We start from the raw sequence: 23,566 nt of genomic DNA on the forward strand, positions 1-23,566 counted from the left end.
CGTGCATCTCCCGCGCCGGCCGGGGGCGTTCGGCAGCCGCTCGGACCGAGTGGCCGGGAAGGGACTGTCGCAGGGCCGCCGGTGGGGAGAGCATGGCGGAATGAATGATCGTTTTTCGCTCGATCCGCACCTCGCCGAGTCGATTCCCGCCGGGGCGCACCTCACCGAGTCGAACCCCACCGGGGCGCACCTCGCCGGGGCGCCGGCCGTCGAACGGCTGGAGCGGTACACCCGCGCCGAGCAGGAGGAGGTCCTCGGCCCCGGGGACGACCCGTACGGGGTCGCGTACACCGGGCTGACCTTCCTGCCCAAGGAGATCCACTTCGGGGTCCGGGCCGCCGGCGGCCGGCTGGTCGCCCACACCGGGCTGCTGCCGCTGTCGCTCACCGCGGGCGGCACCGACCTGACGGCGATGGGCGTCGGCGGGGTGTGCGTCGCGCCCGACCGGCGCGGCGGCGGCCTCGCGCACGCCGTGGTCGGGGCCGCCCTGGACCACGCGCGCACGCTCGGCCACCGGCGCGCGCTGCTGTTCTGCCGCCCGCCGCTGACCGCGTTCTACCGGGGACTCGGCTTCCGGGAGGTGGCGGAGGAGGTGACGGTGGAGCAGCCGGAGGGGCGGCTGGCGGTGATGCCGCTGCGCACCATGTGGGCGCCGCTGTCGGCGGGGGCCGGGTGGCCGGAGGGACCGGTGCGGCTGCGGTCGCTGCCGATGTGAGGCCGGCCGCCCGTCGTCGGTGTGAGGCCGGCTCAGGCCGTGACGGCCCAGGCGGTGTCCGCGTGGGCGCCGGAGCCGGAGCCGGCGTCGGCGTGGGCCACGGCAGCGGCGGCGAGTGCGCGGATCATGGCGTGCGCCCGGGTGCCGTCGCCGGACAGCTCGGGCTGGAACAGCGAGGCGAGGAAGAACGGGTGGTCCGGCAGCTCCAGGATCCGCACCTCGCCCGACTCGTCCGCGCCGCTGAACCGCAGGCCGTGCGCGCGCAGTCGGTCCAGGTAGGCGGCGTTGAGGCCGTACGCGCAGTGGTAGCGCTCCAGGGTGCGGGTGGTGCCGAGGACCCGCTCGGCGAGGGTGCCCGGGGTGAGCGTGACGGGGCCCTCGTGGCCGACCAGCGAGCAGCTCAGCGGGGCGATCACCTGCTGCTCCCCGTCGGGGTGCGCCTCGCCGTGGACGGCGTCGGTCAGGCCGCAGACGTTGTGGGCGTACTCCAGCACCGCGTGCTGGAACCCGGCGCAGGTGCCGAGGAAGGGGATGCCGCGCTCGCGGGCGGTCCGGACGGCGGCCAGGGCTCCCGCCTCGCTGCGGTACGGGCTGCCGGGCAGCAGCCAGACGGCGTCGAAGCCGTCGAGGGCGCCGGGTGCCCCGGCGTCCTCGGTCGGGATCCAGTAGGCGTCCAGGGCGAGCCGGTCGTGTTCGGCGAGGGCGTCGAGCAGGCCCGGGATGCGGGCGTGCGAGCGGACGGCGGGGGAGCGGTCGCCGACCAGGGCGATCCGAGGGGTCAGGTAGGTCATGCGGCTATCCTGACCCCGCATCCGAGATCAGTGCCAACGATGATTTCTTACCTCTCGATCAGATCGGTTGATGACCGCCGTGGATCCCCAGCAGCTGCGCACCTTCGTCACTGTCACCCGCCTCGCCTCCTTCTCCGACGCGGCGCGGGAACTCGGCTACACCCAGTCCGCGGTCTCGCAGCAGATCGCCGCGCTGGAGGCGGACCTCGGCACCGCCCTGCTGGTCCGCCGCCCGGTCGGCCCGACCGAGGCGGGGCGGCGGCTGCTGGAGCACGCCGCGCCGCTGCTGGTCCGGCTGGAGGCGGCGCGCGCCGACGTCGCGCGCCTGGCGGGTGCCGCGAGCGCCCGGCTGGTGCTCGGCGCCACACCGCTGGCGGTCGGGGCGACCCTGGGGCGCGCGCTCGGCGAGGTGCGCCGGGCGTACCCGGGGGTGCAGCCGGTGGTCCGGGTGCTCGCCCAGGACGTGCTGCCCGCGCAGGTCGCCACCGGCGAGGTCGACCTCGCCCTGGTCGACGGCCTGGCCGCGCCCAGCGACCCGCTGCCGCTGCCCGACGTCGGCCCGCTGCGCACCGTCGCGGTGGACGAGCGGCCGGTTGTCGTCGCCCTGCCCGCCGGCCACCCGCTGGCGGGCCGCGGCGGTCTCGCACTCGCCGACCTCTCCGCCGCCCGCTGGCTGGACGCCCCCGACCTCGCCCCGCCGGTCGCCCGGCTGCGCGCGGCCGCGGGCGTCGACGGCTTCCGGCCCGCCACCCGCTACCAGGGCACCGATGTGCACGGGCTGCTCGCGCTGGTCGCGGCCGGGCACGGGCTCACGCTGCTGCCCGAGCCGGTGCCGGCCGGGGTGCCCGGGGTCGTGAGCGCGCCGATCGCCGTACCCCGGCTGGTGCACCGCACCGAGCTGGTGCACGGGAGCCTGCCGGAGGGGCCGGCGGCGCTGCTGGCGCGGTTGCTGGAGGAGACGCGGGCCGACGCGGTCTGATCGGGGGCCGTCTTCGAGTTGTGAGAATTCGGGTTGGGAGAATTCGGGTTGCGGGGGCTACCGGCGTCGATGAAATGATCACGCGATGAGCACCATCACCATCAGGCGGGTACGGCAAGAGGACTGGGCGCGGGTCAAGGAGATCCGGCTGGACGCGCTCCGTGACCCGGTCGCGGCCATCGCCTTCCTCGACACCTACGAGCAGGCGTCCGCCAAGCCCGACCGGTTCTGGCAGGACCGCACCACGGGAGCGGCGGCGGGCTCCGCCGTGGCGCAGTTCGTCGGCGAGGACGCGGACGGGCGCTGGCTCGGCACGGTCAGCGTGCTGGTCGAGCGGCCCGGCGGGTCGGGGGCCCTGGAAGGCGACGTCGTCGAGGTCGAGCAGGCGCAGATCGCCGGGTTCTACGTCCGGCCCGAGGCGCGCGGCACCGGGCTGGCGCACGACCTCGTCCGGGCCGCCCGGGACTGGTCGTGGTCGCTCGCCGAACCCCGGATCCAGCGCGTGCGGCTGTTCGTCCACGAGGACAACGCCCGCGCCGAGGCGATGTACGTCAGGGCCGGGTTCGAGCGCTCCGGCGTGGTGCTGCCCCTGCCGGGTGACGTGCCGGGCCGGGAGGTCGAACTGGCGGTGTCCCGGGGCTGATCGCGCGGCGCTGCGGCCGGTCGCGGTTGTGAAGGCGGGGTCACCAGGCGTTCACGTCCTGGGTCTGACGGTCGTCGCGTGCGCGGTGCTGTCATGAGCACAGTCGCCCGGCAACAGGCCGGGCCGACCCAGGAGACTTCCCCATGATGCTCCGTCAGCGCATGACCGTCGTCGCCGCGGCGGCCGCCCTGGCCGCCGCCGGCCTCGCCACCGGCACCGCGCACGCCGCCGCCCCGGCGACCGCCGCCGCCCCGAAGTCCCGTACGCTCTCCGCGAGTTGTTCGCAGGCGTACCTGCCGCTGCCCGACCCGTACTGCACCCCCGGCGCGTACAACCCGGCCGTCACCCAGGACACCATCGGGCAGACCATCTGCGTCTCCGGCTGGACCGCCACCGTCCGCCCGTCGACCAGCTACACCAACGCCCTGAAGGTGCAGCAGATCGCCCAGTACGGCTACGCGGACACCAGCACGGCCGACTACGAGGAGGACCACCTCGTCCCGCTGGAGCTCGGCGGCGCGCCGCGCGACCCGGCCAACCTGTGGCCCGAGCCGCGCTACGGCAGCCAGCCGGCCACGAGCAAGGACTCCGTCGAGACCAAGCTCAAGAACGCGGTGTGCGGCGGGCGGGTCGGCCTGGAGGACGCCCGCAGCGCGATCGCCAGTGACTGGACCACGGCGCTCAGCGTCCTGGGGCTGTGACGCCCTGCTTCCTTGAAGCGCTCGGTGGCTTCCAGGCGCCCTGACGTCCTGACACGGTGACGTCCTGAAGCCCTGAAGCCCTGAAGCCCTGAAGCGCTGACGCCTGCACGCGGTGAAGCCGGTTCACCGCGTGCGGGCGCGAAGGAGCCGTCCGGCCCGTCCGGTCCCCTGTGCCGGACGGGCCGGACGGCCGTCTATGGGGGTGCGGGCGCTCGCGTGGAGCGCCGAGGATCAGTTGCAGCCGGGAAGGGCCTCGCACATCGGCGCGGTCATCCCGGTGCCGACGTACTTGTCCTCCGGGGCCTTCCAGGCGTCCTTGGGCTGGGCGTCGGCCTTGGTGGTCGCCCAGACGGACAGCTCGCTGACCGCCCCGCCGTCGGTGACCACGTACTCGTGCAGGGTGACGGTGGTGCCGTCGGCCTGCGGGACGGTCAGGACGGCGGCGAAGTACGGCGCGTCGTCGGCGCTGTTGACCTTGACGGTGGCGCCGGGCACGGTCTTGGCACAGCCCTTGAGGGCGTCCGTCAGGTGCCCGTCCGTCAGGTTGGTCGCCTGCTTGGTGCCGCTGCTGTGGGTCGGGTCGCCCTCGAAGAGCAGGGTCTGCTGGGCCGTCCAGCGGTCGCCGCCGAAGCCGACCGAGGCCTTCGCGGAGGCGGTGCCGGTGAACATCCACTCGTCGTCCTTGGCGACCGCCGCGTGGCACAGCTCCATGCCCTTGAACTGGACCGGGCCGGTCTGCGGCTTGGCGTTGGCCGCCAGCGGCGCGTAGTGGTAGGTCTCGTCCATCGGGATGCTCTTGGTGTCCATCCAGGCCTTGGCCGGGATGCCCTTGGCGCCGTCGGTGCCGCCGTTGCCGGCCGGCTTGGTGGCGCCTGCGGTGGGGGCGCCGGTGGCGGTGCCCGCAGGGGCGGCGGAGCCCGCGGGGGCGGCGGTGGACGGGGCGGGGGCGGCGGTCTTGCCGGCGTCCTGGCCGCTGTTGTCCGGTCCGCAGGCGCTGAGGGCGCCCAGGCAGACGAGGGCTGCGGCGGTGGCGGTGACCAGTCGGATGCTGCGCAACTGACGATTCCTCAAGTGTCCGGTGGCGTGGGGCGGGGTCGGGCGCGCGTCGGCCGTGGGCCGCGGGTGCGCGGCACCGCCCGTCCGTTCGCGCCGCCCGGGTGACCCGTGATCGCGGGCACTCGGCATGGCTGTTCCTCCCCCGTTGACGTACGGCCGTCCGGCTCCTGGTCGCTGCCGCCCTCCTCTGGTCTGAGGGGCGGTCAGCGCCGGTGCTGCGTCGACGGCGGTCGAAAACCTATGCCAACGCGCCGCCGGGAGCAAAGCGGGATTCCGGCGGATGCTCCGGCGGCCGGGGCGGTTGCAGGACGATGATGGGGAACGTGTGTGCGGGGGCGGCGGGAGCTATGGCGGTGTGCGGGGGACTCCTGGGGCGCGCGACCCCGGCGGTGCGCCGCTCGCGGCGGCGGGTTTCCGCTGCTGGGGCCTGGTGCTGCGGGCCCGTACGGTGCCCTCGGGGCGCCGGGCCGGACGGGCGGTCCGGACCCGGCCGGACGGGCGGGTGGGGCTCCGGCGGCCGCCGACACCAAGGCTTTCCCCTGTGGGGCCCGGGCGGCGGCGACCGGGGAATCGTCGGCGATCAGGCCACCTGGCCGCCGATGCCGGAGCGGCCCGCCGCCACGCCCTCCACGGTGACGACGGTCTGCCGCCCGGCGGCCTCGCCGAGGGTGCCGGTGATCGCCTCGGTGACGGCCGCGACCAGGCGGGCGGGCGCGTCCGGGACGTGCGGCAGGTGGTAGGCCGCCTCCCGCATGCTGAGCGCGACCACCGGCGCGTCCTCGCCGGTCGGCACCCCGCCGATGCCCCGGCGACGCTGCGGGACGCCGATCAGCTCGACCGCGACCATCGGGCGGGCTTGCTCGCCGAAGACCGTGGCGACGGCCTCGGTGAGGGCGGCGATGAGGCGCGGTTCGACGGTGGCGTCGAGGGACTCCTCGCGGATGTGCAGGCTCAAGTGCGGCATGGTGGAGCTCCGTTCGGGTCGGGTCGGCTCGGTTCGTACCATGGACGGGCAGGTTCGCTTTGCACGTAAAACATCTTTGATGTCAAAGATAACCGAGGAGAGGTGCGCGATGTCAACGCCCAAGGGGGAGTCACGGCCTGGGGACGGCCTCGACGACGCCGTACGGTCCATGCTGCTGCTGATGCCCCGGCTGGTCGGACGGGCCAAGCGGATCCCTGTCCCCGAACCGCTGCGCACCTTCGCGCTCGCCCCCCGGCACCTGTCCCTGCTGGCCTGCCTGCTGCTCGACGGGCCGATGGGCGTCAACGACCTCGCCGCGCGCCTGGAGATCGCCCCCACCACGGTCAGCCTGATGGTCGGCGACCTCAGCCGCCAAGGCATCCTCGAACGGCGGGAGGACGAGGCCGACCGCCGACGCCGCATCGTCGCCATCGCCCCCGCCCACCTGCCCGCCATCGAGAGCTGGCTCGCCCCCGGCGCCGCCGCCTGGCGCACCGCCCTCGCTCCGCTCGACCCCGCGCAGCGGTGCCTGGTCGTCGACACGCTCCTGGCGTACGAGGCGGCCGTGGGGCGGGAACGGGACTGACCGCCCCGGGGGCCGGTCTCGGCTCCGGATTCGGCTTGGGCTCTGGCTTCGGCTTCGGTCTTGGCTTTGGGTTCGGCCTCGGTTTTGTGGCTTCGGTCCTGGCTTCGGCCGCCGCTACGCGTGGGTGCCCGGGACGCCGAGCTGCTGGGCGAGCCAGGGAAGGGCCTGGGCGAAGGTCGCGGCGCCGGTCTGCCAGCTGTGCTTGCCCGAGCCGACGGAGCTGACCGTGCGGATGCCGTCCTTCCTGGCCGCCGCCTCCAAGGCCTTGGCGGACTCGATCTGGCCGTGCTCCTCGTCGCCCTGGCCGAAGTAGCCGGAGACCCCCTGGTACTTGGGGTGATGGGCGAGCACGGTCAGCGGGTCGTGGGCCGCCCAGGCCGCGGCGTCACCCCCGTACAGCTCCTGCACGGTGTGGTCCTTGTCGCCGATGTACGGGCCCCTGTCGCCGGAGAAGTCACCGAAGTGCGTGAAGACGTCGGGGTGTTCGACAGTGAGGTCGACGGCACAGGTGCCGCCCATCGACCAGCCGGCCACCCCCCACTTGTGCGGGTCGGTGGCCGCGTTGAAGGTCTTCTGGACGAACGGCGGGACGTCCTTGAGCAGATGGGCTTCGGCGTGGCCGTGCGGGCCGTCCACGCACTCGGTGTCCACCCGGAAACCGCCGGTGGCGTCCACGAAGACCAGGATCGGCGCGAAGCCGTTGTGCCGGGCGGCGAACGCGTCGGCCGTCCTCACCGCGTTGCCGGAACGGATCCAGTTGTCCGGCGCCGCGAACTCGCCGCCGATCATCTCCAGCACCGGCAGCTTGGGCCGGGCCTGGCTGCGGAACCAGGCGGGCGGCAGGTAGACCAGCTCCTGGCGGTGGGCGAAGCCACTGGCGGTGTCCGGTATGTCGACCTGGACGATGCGGCCGGTCTTCGTCTTCCCGTGGATCGAGGCGAGTTCGGCCAGCGTGATCTGGTCCGGCAGCGGCTGCCCGCTCAGCTCGCCGACCGCGTCGCCCAGCGTCGGGTAGTAGCCGGTGGCGATGTTCACGCTGTTCGCGGCGCAGAACAGCGCCAGCACGGCCGTCGGCGCCGCCAGAGCCCGCCGCCACCACCGCGCGCCGCGCCAGCCGAACCCGAGCACGCACACCGCGGCGACCGCCACCCCGCACCACAGCCACACCCCGTACGGGATCGGATCGGTGATCCCGGCCAGGGTGAGCACGGCCACGGCGGCGACCGCGGTGACCACCAGCGCCGTCCCGAGCGCGATCGGCCCCCACCTCACCCGCCACGCCCGGTCCCGCCGGACCAGCGTGCCCAGGAACAGCGCGAGGGCCACGGCCTGGACCGTCCACGGGAACCAGCCGTCGAGCAGGGAGACGTTCATGCGGTCGGAGGCTAGGCGCGGAGGATGAGAGACCGGTTAAAGACTGACAGCTCGCTGGAAGAGAGCTGTGAGGAGGAAGGGGACGCCGAAGAGTGGGGAGTCGGCCGGCTGGGCGGCCATCGGGCGGACCTCCACCGGGGCGAAGTCCTGGAAGAGGGAGCGCAGTTCGTCCGGTGAGTAGGCCAGGCCGCCCTCCAGGGCGCCGAGCCGGTACAGCTCCTCGTCCGGCCGCTCCGAGCCCATCGCCCCGGCGGCGAACGCCGTGACGGCGAAGTACCCGCCAGGCGCGAGGACACGGTCCAGGAGGGCGAGGTAGCTGACCCGGCGGTGCGGCGGGAGGTGGTGCAGGCAGCCGGAGTCGTAGACCAGATCGTAGTGGGCGTACGGGAGTTCGGCGTCGAAGATGCTCGCCCGGTGGAAGCGCGGATTGGCACCGACCCCGGCCTCGCGGGCGCGCTCCCCGGCCCAGGCGACGGCGGCGGAGGACAGGTCGACGGCATCGACATCGAAGCCGGCCGCTGCCAGGTGGATCGCGTTCCGGCCGGGCCCGCAGCCGAGATCGAGCGCGCGGGCAGGGGCCGCGACCAGGCCGCGATCCAGGTAGGAGACCAGGTTCTCGTCCGGCTCGGGCGCGAAGAACGGACGCCCGGCGGACCGGTCCGCGTAGAAGCGGTCCCAGAAGGGCTCGGCCGGCGGGAAGAGCCCGTCAAGGAGGGCGAGAACGTCCTCGGTGGTGCGGATCGTGCGGTTCATGCAGCCGAGCGTAGGCGGTTCGGTGGGCGGCTGCGAGCGACGCAAAATGCCTTGGTGAATGGCCAGTTGGGGCGCTGGCTGCAGCCGTGGGAACGGGTGGTTCGGCGCCGGACCGGCGTGCGGCGGCGCGCCCACCGCAGGCCGGGAAGAGCCGTTTCTGCGCGGCGGCGGGAGGCCTCGAAGTGGCGGTGGCGTAACGCTTTGATCAAGGCCGCTCCGGGACGACGGCGAGTTCGGCGGCCGTGGGGCGGTCTTGCGTAGGAGCGCGCAGGACCGCCCGCAACGGGGCTTGAAGGGCCGGCCAGGGCGCGCTGGAGCGGAGTGGGAACGGGCCGGTGGCGATGGCGGCCCGACGGGCAGAGGGGCCCGCCTCCGGACTGATGCCGGCGGCGTTGCTTTTCCCTGGGGCAACGGCTCCAGGGAAAAGCATTGCAGGACGAACACATGGCCGTGATCGGATCGCCGAGACTTGTCCGAACCGGATGAACCAGGAGCCAGGAAGCGTCGGTGACCACCTACGGTCACCATCCGGCTGGACAGCAAGGGAACTGGCGACAGTTGAATACGCGACCTCACCAGTAGATCTTTCAGGCGTGCTCCGGAGGCTGGCTACCAACGCAGGAGTTCGCCGGTGGCGGCCAGTCGGTCCAGGACCTCCCGGGCGGCGGGGCTGGCGCGCGGGTGGTCGCCGTGGGTGAGGTAGGTGATCTCGGCGATCTCGCTGCAGGGCGCGGGCTCACCCGCGCCGTCGGCGGCGTAGCAGAAGGTGCGCACCACCGTGCCCGCCGGTTTGCCGTCGGCGGGGGCTTCCACGAGCAGCAGGGGTGTGAGGGTGGCCGCGTCCAGGGTGACGCCGAGTTCCTCGGCGATCTCTCGGACGAGGGCCTGTTCATGGGTTTCGCCGGGTTCCGGCTTGCCGCCGGGCAGGTAGAACACCTCGCGGCCGCGGGTGCGGGTGGCCAGCAGCCGGCCCTCGTCCAGCCGGATCCATGCCACCTTCTCGATCACATCAGGCATCGTGGCTGCTTGCAGAGGAGGCGGTGGGGGCGCCGGCCACGTGCCGCACGCCGCCGTTGCGTTCCTGCCACAGCCTGTACACGTCCACCGCGGCGTCGCGCTCCTCGTAGCGCATGGGCAGGCGGCGCTCGGTGCAGTCCTTGGCGAACTCGCCGTAGAAGGTGTCGAGTTCGAAGTACTTGCGGTCGTCGACGTAGTGCGGTTCGTAAGCATCGCGGGTGGTGAGGAAGACGACCTCGTCCGGTGAGCAGTAGTACAGCGAGCCCAGGCACATCGGGCAGGGGTGGGCCAGCACGTAGATGGTGGTGCCGGTGAGGTGTTCGGTGCCCAGCTTTGTGCAGGCGTCGCGGATGGCGAGGATCTCGGCGTGCGCGGTCGGGTCGCTGGTCTGCGCGACCAGGTTCGGGGACTCGGCGAGGATCTCGCCGTCCTTGACGATGACGGTCGCGAACGGGCGGCCGCCCTCTTCGACGTTCTTGCGGGCGATGTCGATGGTGCGCTGTTCGAAGTCCATGAGGATTCCTCCCGGGGAGGGCGGACGCGGCCGCCCGCTGGCGAGGCGGAGATGAAGGGGGCCGGGGCGGGCCGGCGGCGCCGTCGCCGTGGGCCCGCCCCCGGGGCTGGTTTCCGGACCGGCCGGATCAGAAGGGCTTGGTCGGCAGGTACTTGCCGTCCAGGGTGATGACGGCGCGCTTGCCGCCCTCGGGGTCTTCGACCGTCTTGAAGTCGAGCTTGAAGTTGATCGCGGAGATGATGCCGTCCCCGAGCTGCTCGTGGACCAGGGCCTTGAGCGTGGTGCCGTAGACCTGGAGCATCTCGTAGAAGCGGTAGATCGTCGGGTCGGTGGGGATGCCACCGGGGATGGAGCCGCGCATCGGGATGGTCTGCAGCACCGTCGCTTCGTCGGCGTCCAGACCCAGCAGTTCGGTGACCGCCTTGGCGGACTGCTCCGGCAGCGGGTGCTGGCCGAGGACGGCGGCGGTGACGAAGGCGACCGACAGGCCCGCGGCGTCGGCGATCTGCTGCCAGGTGAGGTCCTTGCGCACCTTGGCGTCGACGGCCTTGGCGGCCAGGGCCTGACGGGCGGTGTTGTCGAACTGGGCGTGCACCATGAGAAGGGTTTCCTTTCGAGAAGGGTGAAGCTGGGGGGAAATCGGCGGGAAGGGGGTCAGGCTGCGGTGGCGAAGGGGTTCACGACGTCGAGTTCCTCGACGGTGCCGCTGCCGATGTCGTAGCACCAGCCGTGCAGCGTGACCGTGCCCTGTGCCAGGGCGCGGGCCACCGACGGGTGGGTGACCAGGTTCGCCAGCTGGGCGCGGACGTTGCTGCGTACGAGTGCGTCGACCCCGGCCGTGGTGGTGCGGGCCCGTGCGGCATCCGCGTGGCGCAGCCAGTCGGCGGTCGTCGGCAGGGCGCCCATGTCGTGGCTGTCGGCCAGGGCGGTCATCGCGCCGCAGGCGGAGTGGCCGCAGATGACGATGTCGCTGACGCCCAGGGCGGCGACCGCGTACTCGATGCTGGCCGCGATGCCGTCGATGCCGGGCGAGTAGGCGGGCACCAGGTTTCCGGCGGTGCGGATGACGAACAGCTCGCCCGGCTCGGAGCCGGTGATCAGCTCGGGCACCACACGGGCGTCGGAACAGCTGATGAACAGCGTCGTCGGCCGGTGAGTGGTCGCCAGGCGCGCGAAGAGCTCCGCCTTGGCCGGGAAGACATCCCGCCTGAAACGCGCGACGCGCTCGGTGAGGTTGTGCATGGTCACTCCCTTCGGTGGCTGCCGGCCCCCGTGGGGCTGACGAGATCCACCATGCACGACCAGTGCCTATAGCGTCCAAGACTCAATATCGATGCCAGTAATCGATGCCATCTATAGTTGTGGGTATGGCTTTGGAACTCCGTCACCTGCGGTACCTGCTCGCGGTCGCCGAGCACGCGAACTTCACCCGCGCCGCCGAGGACCTGCGCATCTCCCAGCCCACCCTCTCCCAGCAGATCAAGCAGCTCGAGCGCACCGTCGGCGCCCAGCTGCTGGACCGCACCGGCCGCACCGTACGTCTCACCGACGCCGGTGAGACCTACGTGCACTACGCCCGCCGGGCCCTGCGTGACCTGGCGGCGGCCGAACGCGCCGTCCTGGACGTCGCCGACCTCTCCCGCGGCCACCTCCGCCTGGCCCTCACCCCCACCTTCACCGCCTACCTCATCGGCCCCCTCGCCGCCGAACTCCACACCCGCCACCCCGGCATCACCCTGGACGTCAGGGAAATGACCCAGGACCGCATCGAAGCCGGCCTGCTGGCCGACGACCTCGACCTCGGCATCGCCTTCCACGGCCCCCACCTGCCCGGCATCACCGCCACCGCCCTGTTCACCGAGACCCTCAGCCTCGTCACCGGCGCCGACCGGCCCGACACGGGCGAACGGGAACCACTGCCCGTACGGACCCTCACCGAACGCCGACTCGCCCTATTGAGCGGCGACTTCGCCACCCGAGTCCACATCGACGCCTACTTCACCACCCACAAGGTGCAGCCGCGCATCGCGGTGGAAGCCAACTCCATCCAGGCCCTGACCGAAATCGTCCAGCGCACCACCCTGGCCACCGTCCTGCCCGACGCCATCACCCACGACCACCCCCACCTCACCCCCATCCCCCTCGAACCCGCCCTCCCCGCCCGCACCGTCGCCCTCCTCCAGCGCGAAAACGCCTACCAGAGCGCCGCCGCCCGCGCCTTCACCCACCTCACCCACGACCACATCCACAACCGCGGCTACACCCCCGCCTGATGGGCAGGCAGCAGCCCCATCACACCACCTTGCCGACCGCGCCACCGCAGCGAAGCGGCAGCGCAATGTCAGCTCGCCCCGCGGGGACGCCCCTGTGGATCCGGGGTGGGTGGGTCAGTCAGCGGTGGTGCGGGAGTCCGCCGAGGTCCGGGAGCTCGTCCTCAAAGTCGCAGGCGGCAACGGCGTCGAAGCCGTGGTTCCAGGCAGCGCTGAGAACTTGTGACACCGCTTCGATGAAGGCGGGTCCGGGTTCGTCGGCCTCTGCCTCGATCTTGAACGGCCACCCGATGAAGTCGGCGGTCAGCCCGCCGTCCGGGTTCCTTCGGATTTCGAAGAGCATCTGGCCCGCTTGGACTGTGTGGTGACCGTCGGCCTGGGCTCCGAGAGTAGCCGCGACGGCATCCGTCACGGACTGGCGGTTGCCGCCCCGCAGATAGATCCGGCAGCTGGCGTAGTCCTTCGACCAGGTCATGCGGCCTGCTCCTTTCGCTCGACCAGGACGCCATTCTCGAACCGAGCGCCGGCGCGGACGAGCGCGACGAGGTGGGCGCCGGTGAGCGCGCGCCAGCGTTCCTGGGCGGACTCGACGAGCTTGAGGACCATCGCGAGCGCGGCGGCGGGGGCTGCCTGCTCCGCGAGTGACCTTGGTGCGGAGCTTGACGGTGGAGAACGTCGACTCGATGGGATTCGTGGTCCGCAGGTGGATCCAGTGCTCTGCGGGGAAGTCGTAGAACGCCAGAAGCTCCTCGGTGTCTTCGGCGATCTTCGCGATGACCTTGGGCCACTTGGTGCCGTAGGTGCGCGCGAACGCCTCGATAGCCTTCTCGGCGTGGGCGCGGTCCTCGGCGTTGTAGATCTCCTGCATCGCCTTGTCGCGCCGGGCTGCGCGGATTTTTGGCAGGGCGTTCGTGACATTCCGGGCCTTGTGGACCCAGCAGCGCTGATGGCGGGCAGCGGGGAACACCTCGGCCAGGGCTCGCCATAGGCCCATTGCGCCGTCGCTGACGACCAGTTCGGGGTCGCGCATGCCGCGTCGGCGGCAGCCGCGGAGCAGGTCAGCCCACGACTCGGTGGACTCGCGTAGCCCCTCGGCGAGTGCGATCAGTTCCTTGGTGCCGTCGACGCGGACGCCGAGCAGGACCAGGACGCACGAATGGTCCTGGCCGAGCCTCACCTTGGTGTGCACTCCGTCGGCCCACACGTAGACGAAGTCGCGCTCCGACAGCTCGCGGGCCTGGAAGGCGGTGTGGTCGTTGCCCCACTGCTTCGTCAACCTGGTGACCGTGGCCGACGAGAGCCCGGCGGTCGAGCCGAGGAACTGCTCCAGCGCGGGCACGAAGTCGCCTGAGGATAGGCCGTGCAGGTAGAGCAGCGGCAGCACCTTGCTTCCCTTGGGCGACTTGCGGCACCACGGCGCGAGGATCTTCGAGGAGAACCGCTTGCGCTCGCCGGTCGTCCCGTCCACCCGCTTGTCGTTCACGCGCGGGGCCCGCACCTCGATCGGTCCGGCTGCGGTGGTCACGGTTCGCGGCTCGTGGTGGCCGTTGCGGACCATCAGACGATGCTCCCGCTGGTCGGTCTCAGCGGCCAACTCAACTACGTACTGGTTGACTTCCCCTTCCAGGGGTGGCTGCCAGCACCCGGCGGGCGCCTTCGCGGACGATCTCGTCGATCAGGGAGCCGGACTCGGTGGAGCCGTGGGCGTTGACTACGCTGAGCACGGGCATGCCTTCCCGACCCGCGCTGCAACGCGGGCCTACTCGGAGACCATCAAAGGATCATTCGGGAAGGTACGCCTTCTGCGTGCCCTCCCGGAACCCGGTCCACAGGTCGTGAGCATTGCTCGGCGCTTCTGACCTGGCCGTGCCTCCTGTGCATAGCGGCGCAGTGGGCGGCCCCGCGTGGTGCGCGGGGCCGCCCGGTGGAAGTGCGTCAGGGGGTGGTCGGGAAGTCGTCGGAGCGGATGCCGGCGAGGAAGGACTGCCAGGCCTCGGGGGTGAAGGTGAGGGCCGGGCCGTGGGGGTCCTTGCTGTCGCGGACCGGGATGATGCCGGTGATGCCGTCGGCCACCTCGACGCAGTTGTCGTTCGGGTTGCTGGCAGTTGCCTTCTTCCACTGCACGGGGAGTGCGGAGGCGACAGGGAAGTGGGTCACTTGAGCGTGTCTCTCTTCTGTGTGATGAGGTTGCGCGACTCGTCGAGGGACAGGGCGGTTGCCATGATTTCGTCGAACGCCGCTCGATAGATATCGACTTGGTCCGGATCCTCCACCCAGTCACTGCTGAGCATTCCGCTGAGCAGAACCAAGTCGAGATCGCGTTGCCGAAACTCCAGGAGTGCGAACGGCCCGGTCATTCCGGGGTGCGGCGGAGCCATGGCCGGCATGATCTGGACCTTGATGTTGGGGAGTTGGCTGAACTGGAGCAGCTTGTCCAACTGGTCGGCCATCACGCCCGGGGCGGCAGTCATGGTCAGGGCTGCCTCATGGATCACGGCCCATAGCTTCAGCGGGTTCTCGGATCGAGTGAGGACGGACTGCCTGTTGATCCGGACTTCGACACGCTCTTCGACGCTGGGCTTGTTTATCACGCCACTGGCGATGATGGCGTGAGCGTACTGGCGGGTCTGAAGCAGTCCGGGGATGTAGGCGGACTCGTACGACTTGTTGCCTACCGCCGTCTCTTCGAGGCGGATCAGATCCGTGTAGAGCGGGTTCAGCTGCTCGTAGCCCGCCATCCAGCCGGGGCGGCGCTTGTCTCGGAGGATCTCGACGAGGACCTCCTTGAGCTCCTCGTCGCACTCGTAGAAGTCGAGCAACGCCCGGACGACATCGGGCTTCAGCTGGACGCGGGCGTTCTCGTACCTGCTGAGCTTCACCAGGTTGATGCCCTCGACCTGGGCGGCCACCTCCTCCGCTGAGAGGTTCTTCAGCTCGCGGAGTCTCCTCAGCTCGGCAGCGATGCGGCGGTATCGCACGGCTGGTACTGCGACTGCCATCTACGTAACCCCTCCAGAACGTTCAGGGACCAGTGTGCATGCGAGTGGTGACGGTTCGCCACCATCGACTGAAGCGCAGAGGGTGCACCTTGCCATCGAATCTGAAAGTTTTCATATTTCAACGGCATGCCTTGCGTCGAGCCTTCAATATGCTCCATGCTGTGAGTAACAGAGCGCTGGCTGTGTGTGACATGCATGGCGTATGGCTACGGCGCATTCTCATGGGCGCTTCGTGTCGGACGTGCACGGGCCGTCGAATCGGCCGCCCGGCCTTCTCCACTCATGTGCTTGGAAGGTGTCTTCGCCATGTCTCGAAAGACCTCCACCATCTGGCTGCCGCGCAGCCGCCGTGCTCCCGCCGAGGCCCGTCGCCGCCTCTTCGCTCTCCTCTCCTCCGTCCCGGACGGGGAGCGCTTCCAGGACTCCGGGCTGCTCGTCGTCTCGGAGCTGGTCACCAATGCCGTCCTGCACGGGACGCCGCCCGGCTACCTCATCTACCTCTCGCTCGACGTCGACTCGACCCGCCTCCGGATCGAGGTGCACGACGCCCGGCGGGACCGCGTGCCCGTCCTCTCCGCGCCCGGCCTCGCCTCCAAGGCCGGGCGCGGGCTGCACCTCGTGACGTCCGTCGCCAAGCGCTGGGGCTGCTGCCCGCGCAAGCCCAGGGGCAAGATCGTCTGGTGTGAGGTGGCCGCGTGAGGGCCGATCACGACATCGTCATCGACATCCCGGGTGTCAAGCTGCCGGTCGTCGTCACCCTCAGTGCCGACGCGTTGGAGAAGATCTGGGCCTCGATTTGCTTCGTCCCGATGCCCCGATCCCAGCACCACGCCCTGGAGCGCCGCCTCACCGGCCCCTGCGCCAAGCGCGACGTGATCCGGGACCTCGCCGCCGACCCCGTCCTCGTCCTCCCGGTCGGCGACCGCGAAGTCCGCATCCGCTGGGCGAACCCCTCCGGGGAGCCCGCGTGATCGACCGGATCCGGGACTGGTGGTTCCTGCACTGCTCCCGCAGTCGCCTTGCTCGACTCTTCCGCGCCGAACGGCGCCGCCTTGAGGCCGAGTTGGCGTGCTGGCTGCCCGAGGCATCGGCGGCCGTTCGGCGCCGTGTCCTGGCCGGGATCGCGGGCGAGCGGCGGCCACCGGGATAGTGGCGTCCCGGATGACCCCCTGCATGCTAGGTTCGAACACGTTCAAAAGTTCAGGTGCGTGCAGGGGGAGCCATGGATGCGGTGCCGCTGAGTGCCCGGTGGCTGTCCGCCCTTGGCGTCGTCGTGTTCCTGCTGCCGGTGGTCGCCATCGCGGACGGGTTCGGTACGGCCGGAGTGTTCCTGTACGCGGCCGGGCTGCTCTGCGTCGTCGCCTGTGCCGTGCCGCCCTTCTTCCGCGACCCGAAGCGTTTCCGGGTCGCTTGCGCGGCCGCCGGGATGGTCGTCGCGGCGGCGTCGATCCCTTCGGGTCTCGTCGGCATCCTGTTCGCGGTGGCGATCGAGAGCTGGCCCCTGTACCTGGCCTTCCTCGCTCTGCCGGTCACCGCGATCGCCGGCCTGGTCGCGGCCTTCCAGCGGGCCCGCGGCCGCGCCCGCGGTCGCCGGGCCGCTGTGGTTGCCTGGGGGTGCGCGGCGGCCGCGGTGGCCGGCTGGTCGTCCGTCGAGCTGTGGGCGCTCCCGATCTGAGGGTCAGCCCGCGAAGCGCTCGCGCAGGGCGGCGAGGCCGGACGCGAAGACGCCGTGCACCAGATCGCCCGACTCCTTCCGGTGCTCGGCCTCGACGTCGTACGCCGCGTTCCACTCCACGAAGCTGGCGCCCAGCTCGGTGACCGGGGTGACCCTGAGCGTCGCCCGGTAGCCGTCGAGGTGGAACGTCCCGTCGGGGAAGCTGTACGTGTAGCTGCGCGCGTCCTGGTCGTAGCCGAGCAGGGTCTCGCGCAGCACGGTGCCGTCGAACTCGAACACCCGCACCGCGCCTATCGCGTTGCCCGTCAGCTCGCTTCCGAGGGTGCTCTCGGGCAGCTCCGGGTGCCAGCCGCCGAGGCCGTGGAAGCTCCCGATCAGCTCCCACACCCGCTCGGCCGGGGCCTCCACCACCGTGCTGACCTTCGTCTCCGCCATGGCCGGCTTCCCTCCTGACGTCCCGTCACAACAGGCCAATCCTCGGGCGCGAGGTGGGGTGGGCGCCAGTGGTTCACCGCTGCCGAAGCCGGCGCAGCAGGCGGACGTACGGGCTCCAGCGGGCGGGTCGGGCGAGGGTGCCGCCGCAGGCCCGCACCGCGCGGTCCAGGCTGTCCTCGATCAGGGCGTCGTGCAGCCGGCGGATCGCCAGGGGCCAGGCGAGCCTGCCGGAGCCGCTCAGTCGCATCGCGATGGTGTGCCGCAGCACGGCGGCCCCGCCCGCCGGGTGGACGGTGAACTCGTGGTAGCCGTCGAAGCCGCGCGGGCCGTCGAAGCGGAAGCGCACCCACCGGCCGGGCGCGTACCCGACGACGGTGTAGCGGATCGGGCCGTGCCCTCCGGCGGCGCCGACGGCGAGCGGGCCGTCGAGGCGCATCCGGGGCCAGGCGGACCCCGGCCAGAGCAGGTCGTCCGGGCCGGCGAGGCCGTCGATGAGGGCGCCGACGGTCTCCGCCGGTGCCGGGACGGTGCGTTCGTGGATGTTGAGCACGGCCATGCCGGGGCCTCCCCTGGTTTTGGATGACTCTCTCCAATTGAAATGGAGAGTACTCTCCACTACATGCCCAGGCCACCCCGCCACGACGAATCCGCCCTCCTCGACGCCGCCGTCCGACTCGCGGCCGCCGGCGGACCGGCCGCCGTCACGATGTCCGCCGTCGCCCGGGAGAGTGGTGCGCCCAACGGCTCCGTGTACCACCGCTTCCCTCAACGGGCGGCGCTGCTGGCCGAGTTGTGGCTGCGGACGGTGGCGGAGTTCCAGGCCGACTGCCTGCCCGCCTTCGACGCGCACCCCGAACCGCAGCTGGCGGCCGGCGCGGTCGCCCGGCAGGTCGTCGCCTGGTGCCGGGCCAACCGCGAGCGCGCCGTCGTGCTGCTGCACGGCGCGGAGGCCTTCGGCAAGGCCGAGTGGTCCGAGGAGCACCTGCGGCGCGAGCGGGAGGGCGGTCGGAGGGTGCTGGGGGCGCTCGCCGCGCTGGCCGAGCGGGCGGGTGCCACGACGCCCCTGGACGTCGACCGGGTCAGGCTCGCCGCCATCGGGCTCCCGCTCGCCGTGGTGCGCCACCCGCTGAACGTTGGGGCGCCGCTGCCGCCGCACGCGGAGGAACTCGCGGAGCGCGGCGCAGTCGATCTGCTGCGCGGAAGCAGGCCGTAGGATCGCCGGATGATCACCGTACCGTCCGGCCGGGTCACGCTCTCCGACCGTCGCACCCAGCGTAGTTGGGCCGTCGACGTGGCGTCGTTCGAGCTGGCGGCCTGTCCGGTCACCCGTGAGCAGTACGAGGGCGTGGCCGCCGACCGCCGCCCCGCGCACAGCGTGTCGTGGCACGACGCCGTTCGCTACTGCAACGAGCTCTCCCGCCGCGAAGGCCTCGCCCCCGCCTACCGGTCGGACGGCGAGGACGTGGTCTGGGACCACGCCGCCGACGGCTACCGGCTGCCCACCGAGGCCGAGTGGGAGCACGCCTGCCGGGCCGGTACGGACGGCCCGCGCTACGGCCCGCTGGACGAGATCGCCTGGCACCGCGCGAACTCCGGCGAGCGCCCGCACGCGGTGGGCGAACTCCTCCCGAACGCCTACGGGTTGTACGACCTTCTCGGCAACGTGTGGGAGTGGTGCTGGGACCTGTACGACCCCGAGGTGTACGGCAGCTACCGGGTCCTGCGCGGCGGCGGCTGGTTCGACGAGCACTGGAGCTGCCGCGCCTCCGTCCGCCGCCGCAGCCACCCGACGCTGGGGATCGACGACGTGGGATTCCGGATCGCCCGCTCGATCCGGACGTGATGCCAGGCGCAGTACAGGGAATTCCGGTGAGGGCTCGTCCCCGGCCGCCCCGTACTGGAACCTGGGCGCGCAGTTGCTGCCCGGGGCGCGCGGCCGGGGCATCGGCACCCGGGCCCATCGGCACCGGGGCCCATCGGCTGTTCGTCGACTACCTGTTCGCGCATTCGCCGGTGATACGGCTGGAGGCGGAGACCGAGTCCACCAACCGTGCCGAGCAGCGAGTGCTGGAAAAGGTCGGCTTCACCCGCGAGGGCGTGCAGCGGGCGCAGACCTTCCGCGACGGCGAATGGCGCGACGTGGTGCTCTACAGCCTGCTGCGCACCGACCCCCGGCCCGCGCTCTGAGGAACCGGCGTACGGGTGAGGGCCGTTGGGGTCGGTATGACCGACGAACCGATCGCCCTCAGCCCGATCGCCGAGACCGACCTTCCGCAGCTGGACGCGCTGGTCGCCGGGCCCGAACAGCTGGCGCCGTTCCAGTGGTTCGGCTGGCGTGACCCCGGCCGGTTCCGCCGGCTCTGGGCCGAGAACGGCCTGTTCTCCGACGAGCAGTCGGCGCTGGCGGTCCGGGCCGGGGGCGAGTTCGCGGGCTTCGTCTCCTGGCGCCGGGTGAACGCCGGGCCCAACACGTACTACTGGAACATCGGCATCCAGCTCCGCGCGGAGCTGTGCGGCCGGGGCATCGGCACCGAGGCCCAACGGCAGCTGGCACGGTACCTGTTCGCGCACACGACGGTGATGCGGCTGGAGGCGGACACCGAGGTCACCAACCGTGCCGAGCAGCGCGCCCTGGAGAAGGCCGGCTTCACCCGCGAGGGCGTGCGGCGCGGCGCCACCTTCCGGGACGGCGAGTGGCGGGACGGGGTCGTCTACAGCCTGCTGCGCACCGATCCGAAGCCCTGACCCACTCCGAACCATTCCTCGGCGAGGTCGTCCAGGGTGCTCGCCGCCGGCTTCAACTCCCGTAGGTACCACGGCAGATTGCTGTAGACGTGGAGCAGCGTGTACGCCATCAGCAGGCGGGGGTCGAAGGGGCGGCCGTACGCGGCCAGCAGTCGGCCCAGCAACCCCGGGTCGGCGCGGGTGGTGAAGAGGCCGACGGCGACCAGGTCGTAGGCCGGGTCGCCGATCATCGCGGGCTCGAAGTCGAACAGGCCGGTGAGGCGCCAGCCGGCGGCCGGGTCGGTGAGCAGGTGCTCGCGCATGAACTCGGTGTGCAGCAGGGCGCGTCCGGGAGCCGCCGGGAGCGGGGCGGCGGCGAGGAAGTCGGGGATCTGCTCCGCCCAGGCCTCCGGCAGGCCGCGCTCGCGCTGCCGGGTGACGGCGCCGGCCCGCTGTCGGGCTAGGAAGGCGGACCAGTCACCCGGGCCGAGCGCGTCTGCGAGCGGTTCCGGGTCGAGGGCGTGCAGGGCGGCGAGCGCCTCGCCGCAGTCGTGGGCGATCCGTTCGCGGTCGGGCCGCGGGATGCGCGGCCAGGCGGGCGCGAGGCCCTCGCCGGGCAGCCGGGACATCAGGACGTAGTGCCAGCCGTTGACGTACGCGCCGGCCGCCCGGACCTCCGGGGTGGGGATCGGCAGCGCTCCCCGGAGGTGGCCGAGGACGCGCTCCTCGGTGCGGCCGTCCTGGGCGCTGGGGGCGGGGAACAGCTTGAGGACGTGCTCGTCGCCGACGGCGTAGACCGGGACGGAGCCCTCCGCGAAGCGTTCCAGCGGCAGGCCGCCGACGCCGAGCCGGGCGCAGAGGACCTCCGCGCCGGGGCGCATCACCGCTTCGTCGGGGACGACCGCGTCCCAGTCCTCGTCCGTCTCCACCAGGGGCAGCATGGGCGCACGGTAGGCGGGGCGGGGCCGCCGCGCCAAACCGTTTTCACCCGATCTCACCCTCTCGTCACTCGGCGCCGCAGTCGCCTCTCGTCACCCGGCGCCGCAGTCGTCGGCGGTCGGCGAGACCGGCTCGGGCCCGGCGGCCGGGTCGCGGGTGAGCAGGTAGCGGGCGCCGGGGCCGGTCTCTCCGGCGCGGTCGCCGGCGTTGTAGAGGGCGCAGCGGGACAGCGAGAGGCAGCCGCAGCCGATGCAGCCGGACAACTTGCCCTTCAGCCGTTCGAGTTCGGCGATCTGCTCGTCGATGCGGCTCTGCCAGGACTCGGCGACCCGGCCCCACTCGGCGCGGCTGGGCGCCGGGCGATCGGGGAGGCGGTCGAGGGCGACCCTCGCCTCGTCCAGGGAGAGGCCGACCCGCTGGGCGGCGCGGATGAACGCGATCCGGCGCAGGGTGCCGCGGGTGTAGCGGCGTTGACCGCCGGCGGTGCGGGTGGCGTGGATCAGGCCGAGGGTCTCGTAGTAGCGCAGCGCTGATGCGGCGAGGCCGCTGCGGTCGGCGAGTTGACCGATGGTGAGCAGGTCGCTGTGGTGCGGACCGGGGGCGCGGCGGCCGTCGGGATGGGCGGTCATGGGAGCCCACTGTAGCCGCTTGACCTCAAGCTGGCTTTAAGTTGCACCATCGTGGTCATGACGACGAACGCAGTGATCAACGCACCCGCGGAAACCGTGACCGAGACCAAGGCCGAGGCTCTCCCCCAGGCCCGGTTCGAGGACCTGTCGGCCCTGATGGGCCTGATGACCGGCGACGAGAAGCACGGCCCGGCCGCCACCTCCACGCTGGACGCGCTCTGGGTGCTGTACGACCGGGTCCTGCGCGTCACCCCGGCCACCGCCGAGGACCAGGACCGTGACCGCTTCCTGCTCTCCAAGGGCCACGGCCCGATGGCGTACTACGCGGTGCTGGCGGCGAAGGGCTTCATCGACCCCGAGGTGCTGGCGAGCTTCGGCGGCTACGACTCGCCGCTCGGCCACCACCCGGACCGCACGCTGGTCCCCGGCGTGGAGATCTCCTCCGGCTCGCTCGGGCACGGCCTGCCGCTGGCCGTCGGCACGGCGCTCGGTCTGCGGGCGCAGGGCCTGGCCGACCCGGCGGTGTGGGTGCTGGTCGGCGACGCCGAGTTCGACGAGGGCTCCAACCACGAGGCGGTGGCCTTCGCCGGGGCGTACGGGCTGGACCGGCTGCACGTGGTGGTGATCGACAACTCCTCGGCCACGCACGGCTGGCGGGGCGGCGTCGCCCAGCGCTTCGCGGCCGAGGGCTGGTCCACCGCGACGGTGGACGGACGCGACCACGAGGCGCTGTACCGGGCCTACACCGCCGAACACCCGGGCCGCCCGCACGTGGTGGTCGCCCGGGTGGAGCCCAAGGGCTACTGAGCCCCCACCGGCGCCCACAGCCACCCCGTACTGCACGTGCGGCACGTACGTGCCGCACGCACGCCAAGACTGCAAGAACCCGAAGGGAACCCCACCGATGGACACCATGCGCGACCGCTTCGTCGACGTCACCACCCGCCTGCTGGACGAGGACCCCCGGCTGGCCGTGGTGCTCGCCGACATCACCGCGGCCGCCTTCACCCCGGCCCAGGAGCGCCATCCCGACCGGGTGGTCAACGTCGGCATCCGGGAGCAGCTGCTGATCGGCGCCGCGGGCGGCCTCGCGCTCACCGGGATGCGTCCGATCGCCCACACCTTCGCCAGCTTCCTGATCGAACGGCCCTTCGAGCAGGTCAAGCTGGACCTGATCCACCAGGGCGTCGGCGCGGTCCTGGTCAGCGCGGCCGGCTCCTACGACTGGCCGGCCGGCGGCCGTACCCACATGTCCCCGGGCGACGTCGCCCTGCTGGACACCCTGCCGGACTGGACCGTCCACGTCCCCGGCCACCCGGACGAGGCCGAGCAGCTGCTGCGGCACGCCTACGCGGACGGCGACCGCAACGTGTACGTCCGGCTCTCGGCGCACCAGAACGCGGCGCCGGTGGCGGTCGAGCCGGGCCGCTTCACCACCGTCCGCACCGGCTCGCGCGGTGTGGTGCTGGCCGTCGGGCCGATGCTGGACGCGGTGCTCGCGGCCACCGAGGGCCTGGACGTCACCGTGCTGTACGCGGCGACGGTGCGGCCCTTCGACGCCGCCGGGCTGCGTGCGGCGATCGGCGACCGGGCGGACGTGGTGCTGGTCGAGCCGTACCTGGCGGGCACCTCGGCGAACGAGGCGCACGAGGCGCTGGCCGACCGCCCGCACCGGGTGCTGGGCCTCGGCGTGCCGCGCGAGGAGCACCGGCACTACGGCTCGATCGCGGAGCACCTGGCCGCCTACGGCCTGGACGCGCCCGCGCTGCGGGAGCGGATCGGCACCTTCCTGGGGTGAGCCG

The 23,566-nt window shown here is 72.1% G+C and carries 31 protein-coding genes and 1 pseudogene; 15 read left to right on the plus strand and 17 right to left on the minus strand.

What is annotated here, in order from left to right; translation table 11 throughout:
- Positions 1-100: 100 nt before the first annotated feature.
- The gene (locus ACZ52R_RS21710; RefSeq protein ID WP_465618406.1) at positions 101-715 is read left to right on the plus strand and encodes a GNAT family N-acetyltransferase; all 615 of its coding nucleotides are present in this window, start codon (positions 101-103) and stop codon (positions 713-715) included.
- 32 nt (positions 716-747) lie between these two features.
- Here the strand turns inward: ACZ52R_RS21710 and ACZ52R_RS21715 are convergent, their stop codons facing one another.
- The gene (locus ACZ52R_RS21715) at positions 748-1,506 is read right to left on the minus strand and encodes a CTP synthase C-terminal region-related (seleno)protein (RefSeq protein WP_465618408.1); all 759 of its coding nucleotides are present in this window, start codon (positions 1,504-1,506) and stop codon (positions 748-750) included.
- Between the two features lie 70 nt (positions 1,507-1,576).
- Here ACZ52R_RS21715 and ACZ52R_RS21720 point away from each other — a divergent pair, with 70 nt between their 5' ends.
- The 3 genes from ACZ52R_RS21720 to ACZ52R_RS21730 all read left to right on the plus strand — a co-directional run bounded on the left by ACZ52R_RS21720 (position 1,577) and on the right by ACZ52R_RS21730 (position 3,829).
- Entirely contained in the window at positions 1,577-2,485 is a 909-nt protein-coding gene (locus ACZ52R_RS21720) for a LysR family transcriptional regulator (protein ID WP_465618410.1), read from the plus strand.
- An 85-nt stretch (positions 2,486-2,570) separates the two neighbouring features.
- On the plus strand, positions 2,571-3,128 hold the full coding sequence (locus ACZ52R_RS21725) for a GNAT family N-acetyltransferase (RefSeq protein ID WP_360499138.1): 558 nt from the start codon (positions 2,571-2,573) through the stop codon (positions 3,126-3,128).
- A 143-nt stretch (positions 3,129-3,271) separates the two neighbouring features.
- Positions 3,272-3,829 (plus strand): hypothetical protein, encoded by a 558-nt coding sequence (locus tag ACZ52R_RS21730; RefSeq protein WP_465618414.1) that lies wholly within the window; start codon positions 3,272-3,274, stop codon positions 3,827-3,829.
- A gap of 231 nt (positions 3,830-4,060) precedes the next feature.
- Here ACZ52R_RS21730 and ACZ52R_RS21735 read toward each other — a convergent pair whose 3' ends face one another.
- Together ACZ52R_RS21735 and ACZ52R_RS21740 are read right to left on the minus strand one after the other, a co-directional pair.
- Positions 4,061-4,885 (minus strand): hypothetical protein, encoded by an 825-nt coding sequence (locus ACZ52R_RS21735; RefSeq protein WP_465665559.1) that lies wholly within the window; start codon positions 4,883-4,885, stop codon positions 4,061-4,063.
- Between the two features lie 580 nt (positions 4,886-5,465).
- Complete coding sequence (locus ACZ52R_RS21740) at positions 5,466-5,849, minus strand: hypothetical protein (RefSeq protein WP_465618418.1); 384 nt, start codon at positions 5,847-5,849, stop codon at positions 5,466-5,468.
- Between the two features lie 109 nt (positions 5,850-5,958).
- Here ACZ52R_RS21740 and ACZ52R_RS21745 point away from each other — a divergent pair, with 109 nt between their 5' ends.
- Positions 5,959-6,435, plus strand: a complete 477-nt coding sequence (locus ACZ52R_RS21745; RefSeq protein ID WP_465753910.1) for a MarR family transcriptional regulator — start codon at positions 5,959-5,961, stop codon at positions 6,433-6,435.
- 114 nt (positions 6,436-6,549) lie between these two features.
- Here the strand turns inward: ACZ52R_RS21745 and ACZ52R_RS21750 are convergent, their stop codons facing one another.
- From ACZ52R_RS21750 to ACZ52R_RS21775, 6 genes are all read right to left on the minus strand, one after another.
- Positions 6,550-7,809: an alpha/beta hydrolase gene (locus ACZ52R_RS21750; protein WP_465753911.1), complete on the minus strand. Its 1,260-nt coding sequence runs from the start codon at positions 7,807-7,809 to the stop codon at positions 6,550-6,552.
- A gap of 36 nt (positions 7,810-7,845) precedes the next feature.
- Positions 7,846-8,562 (minus strand): class I SAM-dependent methyltransferase, encoded by a 717-nt coding sequence (locus tag ACZ52R_RS21755; RefSeq protein ID WP_465753912.1) that lies wholly within the window; start codon positions 8,560-8,562, stop codon positions 7,846-7,848.
- A gap of 609 nt (positions 8,563-9,171) precedes the next feature.
- The gene (locus tag ACZ52R_RS21760) at positions 9,172-9,579 is read right to left on the minus strand and encodes an NUDIX hydrolase (RefSeq protein WP_465753913.1); all 408 of its coding nucleotides are present in this window, start codon (positions 9,577-9,579) and stop codon (positions 9,172-9,174) included.
- On the minus strand, positions 9,572-10,093 hold the full coding sequence (locus ACZ52R_RS21765; RefSeq protein WP_465753914.1) for a nucleoside deaminase: 522 nt from the start codon (positions 10,091-10,093) through the stop codon (positions 9,572-9,574). The genes ACZ52R_RS21760 and ACZ52R_RS21765 overlap by 8 nt, the downstream gene beginning before the upstream one ends.
- A 127-nt stretch (positions 10,094-10,220) precedes the next feature.
- Positions 10,221-10,691, minus strand: coding sequence for a cyanase (cynS, locus tag ACZ52R_RS21770; protein WP_465753915.1), 471 nt, complete (start codon positions 10,689-10,691; stop codon positions 10,221-10,223).
- 56 nt (positions 10,692-10,747) lie between these two features.
- Positions 10,748-11,335, minus strand: coding sequence for a carbonic anhydrase (locus tag ACZ52R_RS21775; RefSeq protein WP_465753916.1), 588 nt, complete (start codon positions 11,333-11,335; stop codon positions 10,748-10,750).
- A gap of 125 nt (positions 11,336-11,460) precedes the next feature.
- On the opposite strand from ACZ52R_RS21775, the gene cynR reads away from it, so the two are divergent.
- Positions 11,461-12,366 (plus strand): transcriptional regulator CynR, encoded by a 906-nt coding sequence (cynR, locus tag ACZ52R_RS21780; protein WP_465753917.1) that lies wholly within the window; start codon positions 11,461-11,463, stop codon positions 12,364-12,366.
- A 118-nt stretch (positions 12,367-12,484) separates the two neighbouring features.
- Here the strand turns inward: cynR and ACZ52R_RS21785 are convergent, their stop codons facing one another.
- The 4 genes and pseudogenes from ACZ52R_RS21785 to ACZ52R_RS21800 all read right to left on the minus strand — a co-directional run bounded on the left by ACZ52R_RS21785 (position 12,485) and on the right by ACZ52R_RS21800 (position 15,362).
- Positions 12,485-12,838: a hypothetical protein gene (locus tag ACZ52R_RS21785; protein WP_465753918.1), complete on the minus strand. Its 354-nt coding sequence runs from the start codon at positions 12,836-12,838 to the stop codon at positions 12,485-12,487.
- A pseudogene (locus ACZ52R_RS21790) lies at positions 12,835-14,087 on the minus strand (IS256 family transposase). Before ACZ52R_RS21790 ends, ACZ52R_RS21785 begins: the two are co-directional and overlap by 4 nt.
- A gap of 211 nt (positions 14,088-14,298) precedes the next feature.
- On the minus strand, positions 14,299-14,520 hold the full coding sequence (locus tag ACZ52R_RS21795; protein WP_465753919.1) for a DUF397 domain-containing protein: 222 nt from the start codon (positions 14,518-14,520) through the stop codon (positions 14,299-14,301).
- A complete protein-coding gene (locus ACZ52R_RS21800; protein ID WP_465618444.1) occupies positions 14,517-15,362 on the minus strand; it encodes a helix-turn-helix domain-containing protein in 846 nt (281 codons plus the stop codon). The genes ACZ52R_RS21795 and ACZ52R_RS21800 overlap by 4 nt, the downstream gene beginning before the upstream one ends.
- Before the next feature lie 306 nt (positions 15,363-15,668).
- Between ACZ52R_RS21800 and ACZ52R_RS21805 the strand changes: the two genes are divergently transcribed.
- From ACZ52R_RS21805 to ACZ52R_RS21815, 3 genes are all read left to right on the plus strand, one after another.
- A complete protein-coding gene (locus tag ACZ52R_RS21805; RefSeq protein WP_465618446.1) occupies positions 15,669-16,061 on the plus strand; it encodes an ATP-binding protein in 393 nt (130 codons plus the stop codon).
- The gene (locus ACZ52R_RS21810; RefSeq protein ID WP_465618448.1) at positions 16,058-16,333 is read left to right on the plus strand and encodes a hypothetical protein; all 276 of its coding nucleotides are present in this window, start codon (positions 16,058-16,060) and stop codon (positions 16,331-16,333) included. The genes ACZ52R_RS21805 and ACZ52R_RS21810 overlap by 4 nt, the downstream gene beginning before the upstream one ends.
- A 251-nt stretch (positions 16,334-16,584) precedes the next feature.
- The gene (locus ACZ52R_RS21815; RefSeq protein ID WP_465618450.1) at positions 16,585-17,037 is read left to right on the plus strand and encodes a hypothetical protein; all 453 of its coding nucleotides are present in this window, start codon (positions 16,585-16,587) and stop codon (positions 17,035-17,037) included.
- A gap of 3 nt (positions 17,038-17,040) precedes the next feature.
- Here ACZ52R_RS21815 and ACZ52R_RS21820 read toward each other — a convergent pair whose 3' ends face one another.
- Together ACZ52R_RS21820 and ACZ52R_RS21825 are read right to left on the minus strand one after the other, a co-directional pair.
- Entirely contained in the window at positions 17,041-17,472 is a 432-nt protein-coding gene (locus tag ACZ52R_RS21820) for an SRPBCC family protein (RefSeq protein ID WP_465753920.1), read from the minus strand.
- Positions 17,473-17,545: 73 nt separating this feature from the next.
- Positions 17,546-18,028 (minus strand): SRPBCC family protein, encoded by a 483-nt coding sequence (locus ACZ52R_RS21825; protein WP_465753921.1) that lies wholly within the window; start codon positions 18,026-18,028, stop codon positions 17,546-17,548.
- Positions 18,029-18,091: 63 nt separating this feature from the next.
- Between ACZ52R_RS21825 and ACZ52R_RS21830 the strand changes: the two genes are divergently transcribed.
- The 4 genes from ACZ52R_RS21830 to ACZ52R_RS21845 all read left to right on the plus strand — a co-directional run bounded on the left by ACZ52R_RS21830 (position 18,092) and on the right by ACZ52R_RS21845 (position 20,217).
- A complete protein-coding gene (locus ACZ52R_RS21830) occupies positions 18,092-18,685 on the plus strand; it encodes a TetR/AcrR family transcriptional regulator (protein WP_465753922.1) in 594 nt (197 codons plus the stop codon).
- A 9-nt stretch (positions 18,686-18,694) separates the two neighbouring features.
- The gene (locus tag ACZ52R_RS21835; protein WP_465753923.1) at positions 18,695-19,315 is read left to right on the plus strand and encodes a formylglycine-generating enzyme family protein; all 621 of its coding nucleotides are present in this window, start codon (positions 18,695-18,697) and stop codon (positions 19,313-19,315) included.
- Between the two features lie 170 nt (positions 19,316-19,485).
- Positions 19,486-19,659 (plus strand): GNAT family N-acetyltransferase, encoded by a 174-nt coding sequence (locus tag ACZ52R_RS21840; protein WP_465618460.1) that lies wholly within the window; start codon positions 19,486-19,488, stop codon positions 19,657-19,659.
- A 36-nt stretch (positions 19,660-19,695) separates the two neighbouring features.
- A complete protein-coding gene (locus ACZ52R_RS21845; RefSeq protein WP_465618462.1) occupies positions 19,696-20,217 on the plus strand; it encodes a GNAT family N-acetyltransferase in 522 nt (173 codons plus the stop codon).
- On the opposite strand, the gene ACZ52R_RS21850 is transcribed toward ACZ52R_RS21845, so the two are convergent.
- Together ACZ52R_RS21850 and soxR are read right to left on the minus strand one after the other, a co-directional pair.
- Positions 20,184-21,137 (minus strand): phosphotransferase family protein, encoded by a 954-nt coding sequence (locus ACZ52R_RS21850; protein WP_465753924.1) that lies wholly within the window; start codon positions 21,135-21,137, stop codon positions 20,184-20,186. The two genes, ACZ52R_RS21845 and ACZ52R_RS21850, sit on opposite strands and share 34 nt — an antisense overlap.
- A gap of 90 nt (positions 21,138-21,227) precedes the next feature.
- Positions 21,228-21,764 (minus strand): redox-sensitive transcriptional activator SoxR, encoded by a 537-nt coding sequence (gene soxR, locus ACZ52R_RS21855; protein WP_465753925.1) that lies wholly within the window; start codon positions 21,762-21,764, stop codon positions 21,228-21,230.
- 57 nt (positions 21,765-21,821) lie between these two features.
- On the opposite strand from soxR, the gene ACZ52R_RS21860 reads away from it, so the two are divergent.
- Both ACZ52R_RS21860 and ACZ52R_RS21865 read left to right on the plus strand, forming a co-directional pair.
- Complete coding sequence (locus ACZ52R_RS21860; protein ID WP_465753926.1) at positions 21,822-22,571, plus strand: thiamine pyrophosphate-dependent enzyme; 750 nt, start codon at positions 21,822-21,824, stop codon at positions 22,569-22,571.
- A 97-nt stretch (positions 22,572-22,668) separates the two neighbouring features.
- Positions 22,669-23,562 (plus strand): transketolase family protein, encoded by an 894-nt coding sequence (locus tag ACZ52R_RS21865; protein ID WP_465663870.1) that lies wholly within the window; start codon positions 22,669-22,671, stop codon positions 23,560-23,562.
- Positions 23,563-23,566 lie beyond the last annotated feature (4 nt).

Source organism: Kitasatospora sp. NPDC034023, from assembly GCF_055575795.1.